This is a genomic window from Streptomyces sp. enrichment culture, assembly GCF_964272895.1.
Lineage (GTDB): Bacteria > Actinomycetota > Actinomycetes > Streptomycetales > Streptomycetaceae > Streptomyces.
Genome location: NZ_OZ186832.1, coordinates 5255562 through 5269178 on the forward strand (window position 1 = coordinate 5255562; position 13617 = coordinate 5269178).

At 69.8% G+C, this 13617-nt stretch carries 14 protein-coding genes and 2 riboswitches; of the genes, 12 read left to right on the forward strand and 2 right to left on the reverse strand.

Features of this window, described 5'->3' with window-relative positions:
- Positions 1-18 precede the first annotated feature (18 nt).
- The gene (gene gcvT, locus ACSU6M_RS23865; RefSeq protein WP_437072179.1) at positions 19-1137 is read right to left on the reverse strand and encodes a glycine cleavage system aminomethyltransferase GcvT; all 1119 of its coding nucleotides are present in this window, start codon (positions 1135-1137) and stop codon (positions 19-21) included.
- A gap of 38 nt (positions 1138-1175) precedes the next feature.
- A riboswitch (glycine riboswitch) is annotated at positions 1176-1288 on the reverse strand.
- Positions 1289-1382: riboswitch (glycine riboswitch) on the reverse strand.
- Between the two features lie 178 nt (positions 1383-1560).
- Between gcvT and ACSU6M_RS23870 the strand changes: the two genes are divergently transcribed.
- The 10 genes from ACSU6M_RS23870 to ACSU6M_RS23915 all read left to right on the forward strand — a co-directional run bounded on the left by ACSU6M_RS23870 (position 1561) and on the right by ACSU6M_RS23915 (position 12191).
- Positions 1561-2232 carry an AAA family ATPase gene (locus tag ACSU6M_RS23870; RefSeq protein ID WP_437072180.1) on the forward strand — a complete coding sequence of 224 codons (672 nt, stop codon included), beginning with the start codon at positions 1561-1563 and terminating at the stop codon, positions 2230-2232.
- 77 nt (positions 2233-2309) lie between these two features.
- Positions 2310-3074 carry an enhanced serine sensitivity protein SseB gene (locus ACSU6M_RS23875; protein WP_437072181.1) on the forward strand — a complete coding sequence of 255 codons (765 nt, stop codon included), beginning with the start codon at positions 2310-2312 and terminating at the stop codon, positions 3072-3074.
- A gap of 169 nt (positions 3075-3243) precedes the next feature.
- Entirely contained in the window at positions 3244-4035 is a 792-nt protein-coding gene (locus ACSU6M_RS23880; RefSeq protein ID WP_437072183.1) for an enhanced serine sensitivity protein SseB C-terminal domain-containing protein, read from the forward strand.
- Positions 4036-4364: 329 nt separating this feature from the next.
- The gene (locus tag ACSU6M_RS23885; protein WP_437072184.1) at positions 4365-5372 is read left to right on the forward strand and encodes an ABC transporter permease; all 1008 of its coding nucleotides are present in this window, start codon (positions 4365-4367) and stop codon (positions 5370-5372) included.
- A 70-nt stretch (positions 5373-5442) separates the two neighbouring features.
- Positions 5443-7242 (forward strand): ABC transporter substrate-binding protein, encoded by a 1800-nt coding sequence (locus tag ACSU6M_RS23890; RefSeq protein ID WP_437072186.1) that lies wholly within the window; start codon positions 5443-5445, stop codon positions 7240-7242.
- Positions 7243-7351: 109 nt separating this feature from the next.
- The gene (locus ACSU6M_RS23895) at positions 7352-8350 is read left to right on the forward strand and encodes an ABC transporter permease (RefSeq protein ID WP_437072188.1); all 999 of its coding nucleotides are present in this window, start codon (positions 7352-7354) and stop codon (positions 8348-8350) included.
- The gene (locus ACSU6M_RS23900; protein ID WP_437072190.1) at positions 8347-9441 is read left to right on the forward strand and encodes an ABC transporter ATP-binding protein; all 1095 of its coding nucleotides are present in this window, start codon (positions 8347-8349) and stop codon (positions 9439-9441) included. Before ACSU6M_RS23895 ends, ACSU6M_RS23900 begins: the two co-directional genes overlap by 4 nt.
- 14 nt (positions 9442-9455) lie before the next feature.
- Entirely contained in the window at positions 9456-10580 is a 1125-nt protein-coding gene (locus tag ACSU6M_RS23905) for an ABC transporter ATP-binding protein (RefSeq protein ID WP_437072191.1), read from the forward strand.
- A gap of 65 nt (positions 10581-10645) precedes the next feature.
- Positions 10646-11320, forward strand: a complete 675-nt coding sequence (locus tag ACSU6M_RS23910; RefSeq protein ID WP_437072193.1) for a trimeric intracellular cation channel family protein — start codon at positions 10646-10648, stop codon at positions 11318-11320.
- 25 nt (positions 11321-11345) lie between these two features.
- Positions 11346-12191: a thioesterase family protein gene (locus tag ACSU6M_RS23915; RefSeq protein ID WP_437072195.1), complete on the forward strand. Its 846-nt coding sequence runs from the start codon at positions 11346-11348 to the stop codon at positions 12189-12191.
- A gap of 140 nt (positions 12192-12331) precedes the next feature.
- On the opposite strand, the gene ACSU6M_RS23920 is transcribed toward ACSU6M_RS23915, so the two are convergent.
- Positions 12332-12964 carry a TetR family transcriptional regulator gene (locus ACSU6M_RS23920; protein WP_437072197.1) on the reverse strand — a complete coding sequence of 211 codons (633 nt, stop codon included), beginning with the start codon at positions 12962-12964 and terminating at the stop codon, positions 12332-12334.
- 145 nt (positions 12965-13109) lie between these two features.
- Between ACSU6M_RS23920 and ACSU6M_RS23925 the strand changes: the two genes are divergently transcribed.
- Positions 13110-13277, forward strand: coding sequence for a hypothetical protein (locus tag ACSU6M_RS23925; protein ID WP_437072199.1), 168 nt, complete (start codon positions 13110-13112; stop codon positions 13275-13277).
- A 19-nt stretch (positions 13278-13296) separates the two neighbouring features.
- Complete coding sequence (locus ACSU6M_RS23930; RefSeq protein WP_437072201.1) at positions 13297-13563, forward strand: DUF4190 domain-containing protein; 267 nt, start codon at positions 13297-13299, stop codon at positions 13561-13563.
- Positions 13564-13617: the final 54 nt, after the last annotated feature.

Here is a 13617-nt window from a genome sequence, read left to right on the forward strand (position 1 = left end):
ACCGGCCGCTGACAGTGTCTACTTCTGGCGCTTGTAGAACGGCAGAGCCACGACCGCGTACGGCTCGTGGGTCCCCCGGATGTCCACGCCGACGCCCTCGGTGCCCGGCGCCGCGTGCGCCGCGTCCACATAGGCCATGGCGATCGGCTTGCCGAGGGTCGGGGAGGGGGCGCCGGAGGTGACCGTGCCGATCACCTCGCCGCCCGCGACGACCGCGTACCCGGCGCGCGGGACGCGGCGGCCCTCGGCGACCAGGCCGACGAGCACCCGCGGCGGGTTCTGCGCGGCCCGTGCGGCGGCCTCGGTGAGCGCCTCGCGCCCCACGAAGTCGCCCTCCTTGTCGAACTTCACCACCCGGCCGAGCCCGGCGTCGAACGGCGTCAGCTCCGCCGTCAGCTCGTGCCCGTACAGCGGCATGCCCGCCTCCAGGCGCAGCGTGTCCCGGCAGGACAGGCCGCACGGGATCAGGCCGACGCCCTCGCCCGCCTTGGTCAGCGCCTGCCACAGCTCCACCGCGTGCTCCGGCTTCACGAACAGCTCGAAGCCGTCCTCGCCGGTGTAACCGGTGCGCGCGATCAGCGCCGGGACACCCGCGACCGTGCCGGGCAGACCGGCGTAGTACTTCAGGTTGTCCAGGTCGGCGTCGGTCAGCGACTTCAGGATGCCCGGGGACTGCGGTCCCTGGACCGCGATCAGCGCGTACGCGTCCCGGTCGTCGCGGACCTCGGCGTCGAAACCGGCGGCGCGCTCGGTCAGCGCGTCCAGCACCACCTGGGCGTTGGAGGCGTTGGCGACCACCATGTACTCGGTCTCGGCCAGGCGGTAGACGATCAGGTCGTCCAGGATGCCGCCGTCGGCCTGGCAGATCATGGTGTAGCGGGCGCGGCCCACGCCGACGGCGGCGATGTTGCCGACGAGGGCGAAGTTCAGCAGGTCCGCGGCCTGCGGGCCGGTGACGGTGATCTCGCCCATGTGGGAGAGGTCGAACAGGCCGGCCTTGGTGCGCACGGCCACGTGCTCGTCGCGCTCGGACCCGTAGCGCAGCGGCATGTCCCAGCCGGCGAAGTCGGTCATCGTCGCGCCCAGCGAGCGATGCAGGGCATCGAGCGCCGTACGGCGCAGTTCGGTACTGCTCATCGGTCGTCGTCTCCCAAGGACATGACAGGCGAGGTCGTTCCTCCCCATCTGTCATCGGAACCTGAGAGGTTCGCCATGACCACGCACGGTGGCCCTGGCTTGCACCTTGGGTGGGGCCACCGCACGGCGGCGGCCCGCTTTTCAGATGTGCCTCGCCCGCGCGGTAACGGGGCCTGAGAGATTCAAGGGAGGGACTTGCTCCTTCGGCGCCCCAGCCAGGCTGGGAACTCTCCCGCGCGGATTCAAACGGCCGGTATGCAGTTGGCGGGCCCATCATTGCACGCATCCGCCGAGCACGGCAGGCCGCATCTGTAACCGGCCTGTGGCAGTACGCACACGAAATCACCGGCTCCGCCGCATTACCGTCTCTTTACACTCGATGGGCAGGGTCCCGGTGACCCGCCCCAGGGGAGGACGATCACGGTGAACAGGACCACCCCGTCGTACGCCACGACCCCGGCCCTCGCGCTGCCCGGACAGCCCGCCGCGCAGGCCCGGCCGGCCTGCACCCCGCACCCCGCACCCGTCGTCCGTGATCTGCGCGAGCGCTCCGGGCGCAGCCCGCGCGCGCTGCTGTTCGGACCGCACGACCTCGTCGTGATCACCGGCCTGCCGGGCAGCGGCAAGTCCACCCTGATGAAGCGCGCGGTGCACGGCGTCCGCATCGACTCCCAGGACACCCGCGACCGCTGGGACGCCCGCATGCCCCGCCTCCTGCCGTACGCCGTCTACCGGCCCCTGGTCCGGCTCGCGCACTACGCCGGGCTGCGCCGGGCCCTGCGCGGCGGCGAGGGCGTCGTCGTGCACGACTGCGGCACCCAGGCGTGGGTGCGCGGCTGGCTGGCCCGCGAGGCCCGGCGCCGCGGCGGCACCCTGCACCTGCTGTTCCTCGACGTCACCCCCGAGCAGGCCCTGGCCGGCCAGCGCGAGCGCGGCCGCGGTGTCTCGGCCTACGCCTTCCGCCGTCACCGCGCCGTCGCCGACCGCCTGCTGCGCCGGGCCCAGCGCGGTGAACTGCCCCGCGGCTGCGGCTCGGCGGTGCTCCTCGACCGGGACGCGGCCGACGCCCTGCACCGCATCGGCTTCACCGGCTGACGGGCCGACGGGGGCCGCGCCCGTACGGGTTAGCCTTTTCAGCCACAAGCAGGTTCCCGGCACGCGGTAGGCAGCAGATGGACTTCCCGGCGCAGGCACACCCCCACCCGCACGGCGGCGGATGGCCCGGCAACGAACTGGAGGAGGTGCTCTCCGCCTCCCTCGGCGTCCCGTCCGCCGGCGGCCGGATCGTCGAGGTCCTCGGCCGCAGCTTCGTTTGGGTGCCGCTGCCGGGCGGCGGCGGCCCCGACAGCGCCACGCTCGACCTGCCCACCCTGGAGATCGACGGCCAGGCGTACGTGCCCGTGTTCAGCTCCGAGGAGCAGTTCCGCCTGGGCGCGGGCCCCGCCATGTCGTACACCGTCGCCCCCGCCGTCGAGTTCGCCCGCGGTCTGCCCCCGCAGGCGGGCATCGCCCTCAACCCCGGCGGCGTCGTCGGCGTCCCCCTGCCGCCGCCCGCGGTCGCCGAGCTGTGCCGCGCCGGGCGCACCCCCCTCGACGGCCCCGCGAGCGGCGGCCGCGTCCGTCTCTTCGAGCCCGACTGGCAGGAGGACCCCGTCGACTTCCTCTCCGCCGCCTCCGCCGAGTTCGAGGCCATCGGCATCGTCCTCACCGCCCGCCGCTGCCTCGCCGCCGTCGAGACGGCCGACCCGGCCCTCTTCGTCGGCGTCGAACTCTCCCAGTGGGAGGGCGACCTGCGCACGGCCCCCCTGGACGCCCTGGGCCGGGCGCTGGGCAAGGTCCCGGTGCGCTGGCCGGTCAACCTGATCCTGCTGGACGTGGCGCAGGACCCGGTGGGGGACTGGATGAAGGCGAAGGTCCGCCCCTTCTTCCAGAAGTAGGGGGCCGTCTGCTGAAGCAGGGGGCCTTCTTCCGGAAGCCGGGAGCCTTCTGCCGGGAGCGGGGAGCCCGGAACCGCCCTCGAACTCCCCCCGAGCCGACTCCGGTCCTCCCCCCGGACGACATAACCTGGTTTCATTACCCGGTCGAAGAAAGAAGGGGCGTAACACAGTGAGCGCGAGCGGCACCGCCGCGACCGGCACGGTCGAGCACACGCTGCGCCAGGTCACCCCGGGGCGTTACGACGCCTACGAGGCGCTTCTGCGTGCCCTCGCGACCCCCGCCTCCGGCCAGATCTGGATGCTCCTGTGGCACGGCCAGTCCGGCTCCCCGGACGCCCAGTACGGCCGCATGGAGGTGGACGGCCACGCCTACGTACCCTGCGTGACCTCCGCGCAGGAGCTCGCCGCCAGCGGCTGGAACCGCTCGTACGAGGTCGTCGACGGACTCGACGTCGCCCGGACCCTGTACCCCGACCACTACGGCCTGTGGCTCAACCCGCACGCCCCCGGCGGCGGCGTCGGCGTGCCCTGGCTCGATCTGCGCCGCATCGCCACGGGCCTGGACCGCCAGCCCGCCGGCCCCCTGCGCCTGGCGGAACCCGGTATCGAGATCCCGCAGTTCTACGCCCTCCTCGCGCAGAACGCCCACCGCACCCCCGCCGTGCGCACCCTGCGCCGCGCCTGGGTGCAGCCCGCCCTCGGCGAGCCCTACCTCGCCATCGGCCTGGACGTGTACGACACCTCGCCCGCCGCGGTGGACTCGGTGCGCGCGATGATGCACCAGTCGATCCCCGCCGTACCCGACGGGCTGCCCGTGTCGACCGTGGCGATGTCCGACGAGTACTGCCCGGTCGCGATGTGGATGCGGGCCAACGCCCGCCCCTTCTACGACCGTGAGGCCCACGCGGCGCCCGCCCCCGCGGCGGGGTACGGCTACCCGCCGGTCCAGGGCGCCTACTGACGCCGTCTCATCCCGAAGGCGATGTCCGGCCGGACATCGCCTTCTGCGCGCGTAGACACGGACGGTATGGCCGCACCTGTCCGGCGCGCCCCAACTCGTCCTCGTCCGGCCGCCGTTATCGGCTGTCCGGATAACGGATCCCCCAGGACAGCATCACGTTTACGCATCCATTCACCGTCAAGTCTGGCAACAGATCGCCAAAGCGTTGAAGACTCCCGCACCAGGGGTGTTCGCCTAGGTGTTCGCCTCTGGATGTACGACGGACTGACAACGCCGCTACAGCGGCAAGTGCGGGCCGGCTACCGCCGGTTGAGAGGGGTCCCTGCCAGATGACGGCACCATTGCACGAGCCGACCGCCGAAGCGGCCCCGAGCGCGACCGAGGAGGCCGCGGCAGTCAGCGGCGGCGCCAAGGCCGTCCAGGGCCGCTCCCTGGGCCGGATCGCCTGGGAGCGTCTCAAGCGCGACAAGCTCGCTCTGGCGGGTGGCGCCCTGGTGCTGTTCCTCATCCTGGTCGCCGTCCTCGCCCCCCTGATCACCGACCTCGTCGGCCAGGACCCGGAGTCCCATCACGAGGACCTGATCGACCCGCTGTTCGGCACGCCCAAGGGCTCCTTCGGCGGCATCAGCGGCGACCACCTGCTGGGCGTGGAGCCCGTCAGCGGCCGTGACATCTTCGCCCGCATCGTCTACGGCGCCCGCATCTCGCTGCTCGTCGGCTTCCTGTCCGCCGTCGTCGCCGTGGTCATCGGCACCGTCCTCGGCATCCTCGCCGGCTTCTTCGGTGGCTGGGTCGACTCGACCATCAGCCGGGTGATGGACGGCCTGCTGGCCTTCCCGCAGCTGCTGTTCATCATCGCGCTGGTCTCCGTGATGCCGAGCGAGATGCTGGGCCTGGAGGGCACGAACGTCCGGCTGTTCGTGATGATCCTGGTCATCGGCTTCTTCGGGTGGCCCTACATCGGACGCGTGGTGCGCGGCCAGACCCTCTCCCTGCGGGAACGGGAGTACGTCGAGGCCGCCCGATCGCTCGGCGCCGGGCGGTTCTACATCCTCTTCAAGGAGCTGCTGCCCAACCTGGTCGCCCCGATCGTCGTGTACACGACGATGATGATCCCCACCAACATCCTCACCGAAGCGGCACTCAGCTTCCTCGGCGTGGGCGTCAAGCCGCCCACCGCCTCCTGGGGGCAGATGCTGTCGAACGCGATCGACTACTACGAGTCGGACCCGATGTACATGGTCGTCCCGGGTGTAGCGATCTTCATCACGGTTCTGGCCTTCAACCTCTTCGGCGACGGCGTGCGCGACGCGCTGGACCCGAAGGGCTCGCGCTGAACTGCCGTACCACAAGCGACCCGTGGCACCGGACACGGGATCTGTCATCACAACCGGAGGATCCGAGATCGTGACTACCCTACGCACCTCAGGGCGGCGCAAGCAGGCCATGGCCGCTGCCGCGGTGGTCGCCGCGCTGCTGACCACGGCGGCGTGCGGCGGCGGCGACAGCGACGGCGACAACGGCGGTTCCAAGACCGGCGCGGCCGGCTTCGACGCCGCCAACAACAAGGTCGCCCAGGCCTCGCTGGCCAAGAAGGGCGGCACGCTGAAGTTCGCCGGTGCCCAGGACGCCGACTCGTGGGACACCACGCGCGGCTACTACGGCTTCATGTGGAACTTCGCCCGTTACTACAGCCGTCAGCTCGTCACGAACAAGACCGAGCCGGGCAAGGCGGGCGCCGAGCTCACCCCGGACCTCGCCACGGGTCTGGCGAAGGTCACGGACGACGGCAAGACCTACACGTACACCCTGCGTGACGGCATCACGTGGGAGGACGGCAAGCCGATCACGTCCAAGGACATCAAGTACGGCATCGAGCGCGTCTGGGCGCAGGACGTGCTGGCCGGCGGTCCGACGTACCTGAAGGAGGTGCTCGACCCCAAGGGCGAGTACCCGGGTCCGTACAAGGACAAGTCCAAGGACAAGCTGGGTCTGAAGGCGATCGAGACGCCGGACGACAAGACCATCGTCTTCAAGCTCCCGAAGGCCAACTCGGACTTCGAGGAGATGCTGGCGCTGATCTCCGCCTCCCCGGTCCGTCAGGACAAGGACACCAAGTCCAAGTACGGCCTGAAGCCGTTCTCCTCCGGCCCGTACAAGTTCGAGTCCTACGACCCGGGCAAGTCGCTGAAGCTGGTCCGCAACGAGAACTGGAAGCCGGAGTCGGACCCGATCCGCAAGGCGTACCCGGACGCGATCACGCTCAACATCTTCTCGAACGCCAACGAGATGGACCGCCGTCTGATCGCCGGCGACTACGACCTGGACATCAACCAGACCGGCATGTCCCCGCAGGGCCGCACCATCGCCCTGAAGGAGCACAAGGCCAACCTGGACAACCCGGTCTCCGGTTACATCCGTTACGCGGTGTTCCCGCAGAGCGTGAAGCCGTTCGACAACGAGAACTGCCGCAAGGCCGTGATCGTCGGCGCCGACCACGTCTCGCTGCAGAACGCCCGCGGCGGCCCCATCGCCGGCGGTGACATCGGCACCAACATGCTGCCGCCGTCCGTTCCGGGCTCCGAGGGCCAGGCGTACGACCCGTACCAGCTGGCCGGCAAGAACAAGAGCGGCAACGTGGCCGAGGCCAAGAAGCTGCTCAAGGCATGCGGCAAGCCGAACGGCTTCAAGACCACCATCGCCGTGCGCAACAACAAGCCGGTCGAGGTGGCCACCGCCGAGTCGCTCCAGGCGTCGCTGAAGAAGATCGGCATCCAGGCCGACATCGAGCAGTACGACGGCTCGCAGACCTCCGGCATCATCGGCAGCCCCTCGAACGTGAAGAAGAAGGGCTTCGGCATCATCATCATGGGCTGGGGTCCGGACTTCCCGTCCGTGCAGGGCTTCGGCCTGCCGCTGTGGCACAGCAAGTACATCCTTGAGTCGGGCAACAACAACTACGCCCTGATCAAGGACAAGGCGATCGACGGCCTGTTCGAGGACTACGTCAACACGCTCGACGACGCCGAGAAGACCAAGATCGCCACCGAGATCAACCACAAGGTCATGGAAGGCGGCTACTACCTGCCCTTCGTCTTCGAGAAGTTCATCAACTGGCGCGGCAGCCGGCTGGCGAACGTCTACACCTCGGACGGCTACAGCGGCATGTACGACTTCGTCAACCTCGGCCTGAAGTCCGCGAAGTAACCGGCACACCCGCCGAACGGCACGAAAGGCAGGTGAAGGCCGGCGAGGCGTGATCCGCGGGCCACGGGACGACCTCCCGTGGCCCGCGGTCCGCCGCGGGCCGAGAGCTGTGCTCACTTACCTCATCAGGCGGTTGTTCGCCGCCGCAGTGATGCTCGTGGTCATCGTCATGGTGGTCTTCTGCATCTTCTTCCTCGTCCCGAAGTGGGCGGGCGTCGACATCGCCTCGAGCTTCGTGGGCAAGCAGGCCGACCCTGCGGCCGTGGAGGCCGTACGGGCGAAGCTGGGTCTGGCCGAACCGATCTACGTCCAGGTCTGGGAGTTCTTCAAGGGCATCTTCGTCGGGCGCACCTACTCGGGCGGCGGTGACGTCACCCAGTGCTCGGCGCCCTGCTTCGGCTACTCCTTCCGCACCGAGCAGGCCATCTGGCCGGTGCTCACCGACCGCTTCCCGGTGACCCTGGGACTCGCGCTCGGCGCCGCCGTGCTGTGGCTGCTGCTGGGTGTCTCCGCGGGCGTGCTCTCCGCCCTCAAGCGGGGCACCCTGTGGGACCGCGGCGCGATGCTCGTCGCCCTCGGCGGCGTCTCGCTGCCGATCTACTTCACCGCCATGCTCGCCCTCGCGATCTTCGACCACGGACTCGGCTGGATCGACGGCGAGTTCGTGCCGATGGAGGACGACTTCTTCGCCTGGTTCCAGAGCATGCTGCTGCCCTGGGTGACCCTGGCCTTCCTGTACGCCGCGATGTACGCCCGGATCACCCGCGCCACCATGCTGGAGATCATGGGCGAGGACTACATCCGCACCGCGCGGGCCAAGGGCCTCACCGAGAAGGTCGTCATCTCCAAGCACGCGATGCGCTCCACGATGACCCCGATCCTGACCATGCTCGGCATGGACCTCGGCGCCCTCATCGGCGGCGCGATCCTCACCGAGACCGCGTTCAGCCTGCCGGGCCTCGGCCAGGCGGTGCTCAACGGCATCCGCACCCAGGACCTGCCCATCATCCTGGGCGTCACCCTGATCACCTCTCTCGCGGTGCTCATCGCCAACCTCGTGGTGGACGTCCTGTACGCCGTGATCGACCCCCGAGTGAGGCTCGCATGACCGAACTCAGCAAGACCGGAGCCGCCGTCGGCGAGCCGGTCACCGGCAACGCCCCTTCCGCCTTCCTGGAAGTGCGCGACCTGAAGGTGCACTTCCCGACCGACGACGGTCTGGTGAAGTCGGTCGACGGGCTCAGCTTCTCGCTGGAGAAGGGCAAGACCCTCGGCATCGTCGGCGAGTCCGGCTCCGGCAAGTCCGTCACCAGCCTCGGCATCATGGGCCTGCACACGGCCGGCCAGTACGGCAAGCGCAAGGCGCAGATCTCCGGCGAGATCTGGCTGAACGGCACCGAGCTGCTGTCGGCCGACCCGGACAGGGTCCGCAGGATGCGCGGCCGCGAGATGGCGATGATCTTCCAGGACCCGCTGTCCGCGCTGCACCCGTACTACACGATCGGCCAGCAGATCGTGGAGGCGTACCGGATCCACCACGACGTCGACAAGAAGACCGCCAAGCGCCGCGCGGTCGAGATGCTCGACCGGGTGGGCATCCCGCAGCCCGACAAGCGCGTCGACAACTACCCGCACGAGTTCTCCGGCGGTATGCGCCAGCGCGCGATGATCGCGATGTCGCTGGTCAACAACCCCGAGCTGCTCATCGCGGACGAGCCGACCACCGCCCTGGACGTCACCGTCCAGGCGCAGATCCTGGACCTGATCCGCGATCTGCAGAAGGAGTTCGGCTCGGCGGTCATCATCATCACCCACGACCTGGGCGTCGTCGCCGAGCTCGCCGACGACCTGCTGGTGATGTACGGCGGCCGCTGCGTCGAGCGGGGCCCGGCGGAGAAGGTGTTCTACGAGCCCCGCCACCCCTACACCTGGGGTCTGCTCGGCTCGATGCCGCGCCTGGACCGCGACCAGCAGGAGCGGCTGATCCCGGTCAAGGGCTCCCCGCCCTCCCTGATCAACGTCCCGTCCGGCTGCGCCTTCAACCCGCGCTGCCCGTACGCGGACCTGCCGAAGGACGACGTCACCCGCACGGTCCGCCCCGAGCTGACCGAGGTCGGCAGCAAGCACTGGGCCGCCTGCCACATGACGCAGGAGCAGCGGGAGCGTATCTGGACCGAAGAGATTGCGCCGAAGCTGTGAGTGACGAGAAAGCGGTGACGATTCCCGCGCAGGGCGAGGGCTCCGAGGCCGAGCGTGAGGTGCTGCTGCGGGTCACCGGCCTGCAGAAGCACTTCCCGATCAAGAAGGGGCTGCTCAAGCGGCAGGTCGGCGCGGTCCACGCGGTCGACGGCATCGACTTCGAGGTCAGGTCCGGCGAGACGCTGGGCGTGGTCGGCGAGTCCGGTTGCGGCAAGTCGACGATGGGCCGGCTGATCACCCGGCTCCTGGAGCCGACCGGCGGCACGATCGAGTTCGAGGGCAAGGACATCACGCACCTCGGGGTGGCGGGCATGCGCCCGATGCGCCGCGATGTGCAGATGATCTTCCAGGACCCGTACTCCTCGCTGAACCCGCGCCACACGATCGGCACGATCGTCGGCGCCCCCTTCAAGCTCCAGGGCGTCCAGCCCGAGGGCGGCATCAAGAAGGAGGTGCAGCGGCTGCTGTCGGTGGTCGGGCTCAACCCCGAGCACTACAACCGCTACCCGCACGAGTTCTCCGGCGGCCAGCGCCAGCGCATCGGCATCGCCCGCGCGCTCGCGCTCAACCCCAAGCTGGTCGTGGCCGACGAGCCGGTGTCCGCGCTGGACGTGTCGATCCAGGCGCAGGTGGTCAACCTGCTGGACGACCTCCAGCAGGAGCTCGGCCTGACGTACGTGATCATCGCGCACGACCTCTCGGTCGTCCGGCACGTCTCGGACCGGATCGCGGTGATGTACCTCGGCAAGATCGTGGAGCTGGCCGACCGCGACCTGCTCTACAAGGCGCCGATGCACCCGTACACCAAGGCGCTGATGTCGGCGGTGCCGATCCCGGACCCGAAGCGCAAGAACGCCAAGAGCGAGCGGATCCTGCTCAAGGGCGACGTGCCCTCGCCGATCTCGCCGCCGAGCGGCTGCCGCTTCCACACCCGGTGCTGGAAGGCCACGGAGATCTGCAAGAAGACCGAGCCGCCGCTCGTCGAGCTGCGCCCCGGTCAGCGGGTCGCCTGCCACCACCCGGAGAACTTCGAGGACCAGCAGCCGCAGGACACGGTGCTGCTGAGCGCCGCGAAGGAGGCGGCGGAGCTGGTGCCGGAGGCGGAGACCGCGGACGTCACCAAGTCTGACAAGAAGTGAACCTGTGACCGAGCCCCTGCCTTGCAATGCAAGGCAGGGGCTCGTGCATGGGTGAGAATGTAAGGGTGCTTGAGCAACTCTTCAGCCCGTCCGTCCAGCACACGCTCGACCTGATCGGCATCTTCGTCTTCGCCATCTCCGGCGCCCTGCTGGCCGTACGCAAGAACTTCGACGTCTTCGGCATCGCCGTCCTCGCCGAGGTCACCGCGCTCGGTGGCGGGCTCTTCCGGGACGTGATCATCGGCGCCGTGCCCCCCGCGGCCTTCACGGACCTCGGCTACTTCCTCACGCCTCTGCTCGCCGCGCTGCTGGTCTTCTTCCTGCACCCCCATGTGGAGCGCATCCAGACGGGCGTGAACGTCTTCGACGCGGCCGGGCTCGGCCTGTTCGCCGTCTCCGGCACGATCAAGGCGTACGAGTACGGGCTGAACCTCACCGCGTCCGCCGCCCTCGGCCTCGCCACCGCGGTCGGCGGCGGTGTGCTGCGCGATGTGCTGGCCAACGAGATCCCGTCGCTGCTGCGCTGGGACCGCGACCTCTACGCGGTGCCGGCGATGGTCGGCGCCGGCATGGTCGTCCTGTGCATCCGCTTCGACGCGCTCACGCCGGTCACCTCGGGGCTCGCGGTGGTCACGGCCTTCGTGCTGCGGCTGCTGGCGATGCGCTATCACTGGCGGGCGCCGCGGGCCTGGAACCGCCGCTCGACGGTGACCGAGGACGCGGAGAAAGCTACCGCTTAGTAGTTTGCTGTTGTACGGTACCGCCATGGCTCAGGCATCCCAGGCGATCATCGGTGACAGCGAGTTCGACCGAGACACCGCGCTCACCCGGCGCTCCGAGGGCGTCTACGACATCGAGCTCTCGGCCGGCTGGACCATCATCAGCGCGGTCAACGGCGGCTATCTGCTCGCCGTCCTCGGCCGCGCCCTCGCCGACGCCCTGCCGCACCCGGACCCGTTCACTATCTCGGCGCACTACCTGACGGCGTCCCAGCCGGGCCCCGCGGTCGTCCGCACCGACGTCGTCCGCACCGGCCGCACCCTCTCCACCGGCCAGGCATCCCTCTTCCAGTACGACGAGCGGGGCGAGGAGGTCGAGCGCATCCGCGTCCTCGCCTCCTACGGCGACCTGGCTTCCCTGCCGGACGACGTCCGGACGACGGCGAAGCCGCCCGCCATCCCGCCGATGGACCAGTGCTTCGGCCCCGAGGACGGTCCCGCCCCGGTGGACGGCAGCTCGGCCATCGCCGACCGCCTGATGCTCAAGCTGGACCCGTCCACCCTGGGCTGGGCCCTCGGGCAGCCCTCGGGCAAGGGCGAGATGCGCGCCTGGTTCGGCCTGGCCGACGGCCGCGACATGGACCCCCTGTCGCTCCTGCTGGCCGTGGACGCCCTCCCGCCGACCGCCTTCGAGATGGGCATCAAGGGCTGGGTCCCCACGGTGGAACTGACGGTCCACGTCCGGTGCCGCCCGGCCCCGGGCCCGGTGCGGGTGTCCATCACGACGCGCAACCTGGCGGGCGGCTTCCTCGAGGAGGATGCGGAGGTCTGGGACAGCGAGGGCCGCCTGGTGGCCCAGTCGAGGCAGCTGGCCAGGGTCAGGCTGAGCTGAGGGTCCGCTGGGGGCGCCGGGCGACTGCCGCGTAGTCAGGGGCGCGGGGCTGTATCGATGTGCGGCTCCGCCGCGTGGGCGCGACCAGCCGCGACGGACCCGCACCCGCCGACGCACGATCGAGTCACCTCGATGGGCGGTCAGTCCAGCCAGTGCGCCCGCCCCGTACTGATCAACCGCAACTGCCGCTCCGCGACCTGAGAGATGAGCCGCCGCTCCTCCTGCGAGGCCCGCCTCTCGTGGGCCTCCAGGAACAGCGACGCGGTGATCAGCATCTGGTCGACGTAGAGACCGGCCAGCATCAGCAGATCCTCGTCGCTCCAGCCCGCCGAGACCGGGTCCTTGGCCAGCTCGGCCTTCACCTCCTCGGTGAACCTGAGGAGTTGCCCCCGGATGGCCTCCCGTACCGACTGCACCCCGCCGTGCCGCTCACGGGCGATGAACCGGACGTGTGCGGGGTACGCGTCCACATGTCCGGCGATCAACTCCACGGTGCGGGCGATGCGTTCGTCGCTGTCGCCCGTCGTGGACACCGTCGCCCGCACCGTCGCGTGCAGGCTGCCCAGCGCCTCCTCGACCAGCGCCACGCCGAGGTCCGCGGTCGAGCGGAAGTGCCGGTAGAACGCGGTCGGCGCGACCCCGACCGCGCGGGTGACCTCGCGCAGTCCCAGGCTGCTCAGGCTCTGCCCCTCCAGCAGCTCCAGGGCCGCGTCCAGGAGGGCCTGACGGGTCTTCTGCTTCTGGGCCTGCCGGATGCCGAGGGTGTGACTCATGCCATGCAGTTAACAACTGTTCTCTGGAATTGGGAAGTCGTGAGATGCGTTAGACTCGAAAGTCAGTGAACAACTGTAACTACAAACGTTCACCGAAGCTTCGGGGGTCCGTCCCCCGGAAGCGTTCCGGAGGGGGAATCCGTCCATGCTGTTCCTCGTCGCCGCACTTCTGCTGCTCGGTGTCCTGACGGGCACCGTCGCCCACGCACCGCTCTCCTTCAGCCTCGTCGCGGCCGCCGTGATCGCCGTCTGGCTCGGCGTCTTCGCGCTGCGCGAGCGCCACGGCCGCCGTCATCACACCTCCACCCACTGACCTCCGGGAGCCGATCGTCATGCAGTTGACCGCACCGGCCACCGGCCGGAACACCGCCCGCGACCACGACGGCATGGCCGTCGCGTCCTTCGTCCTCGGCCTGGTGGGCCTGCTCGTCTTCAACGTCGTCCTCGGCCCGGTCGCGATCGTCCTGGCGGCCGTCGCCCTGCGGCACGGGACCGCCCGGCGGGGCCGGGCCCTCCTGGGGCTCGGCCTGGGCGTCGCCGACCTCGTGGTGCTGGCCGCGTTCATGCAGGCCGACAACGCGATCTCGTGGAGCTTCTGAGGCGCTTGCCGGCACGGCTTCCGGGCTGGTCGCCGGGGGAGCTGCCGAGTCGTC

Excerpts from the sequence above, each read along its gene's own strand:
- gcvT (WP_437072179.1), bottom strand. The coding sequence starts at position 1,137 with ATGAGCAGTACCGAACTGCGCCGTACGGCGCTCGATGCCCTGCATCGC.
- ACSU6M_RS23875 (WP_437072181.1), top strand. The coding sequence starts at position 2,310 with ATGGACTTCCCGGCGCAGGCACACCCCCACCCGCACGGCGGCGGATGG.
- ACSU6M_RS23885 (WP_437072184.1), top strand. The coding sequence starts at position 4,365 with ATGACGGCACCATTGCACGAGCCGACCGCCGAAGCGGCCCCGAGCGCG.
- ACSU6M_RS23900 (WP_437072190.1), top strand. The coding sequence starts at position 8,347 with ATGACCGAACTCAGCAAGACCGGAGCCGCCGTCGGCGAGCCGGTCACC.
- ACSU6M_RS23915 (WP_437072195.1), top strand. The coding sequence starts at position 11,346 with ATGGCTCAGGCATCCCAGGCGATCATCGGTGACAGCGAGTTCGACCGA.
- ACSU6M_RS23920 (WP_437072197.1), bottom strand. The coding sequence starts at position 12,964 with ATGAGTCACACCCTCGGCATCCGGCAGGCCCAGAAGCAGAAGACCCGT.
- ACSU6M_RS23925 (WP_437072199.1), top strand. The coding sequence starts at position 13,110 with ATGCTGTTCCTCGTCGCCGCACTTCTGCTGCTCGGTGTCCTGACGGGC.
- ACSU6M_RS23930 (WP_437072201.1), top strand. The coding sequence starts at position 13,297 with ATGCAGTTGACCGCACCGGCCACCGGCCGGAACACCGCCCGCGACCAC.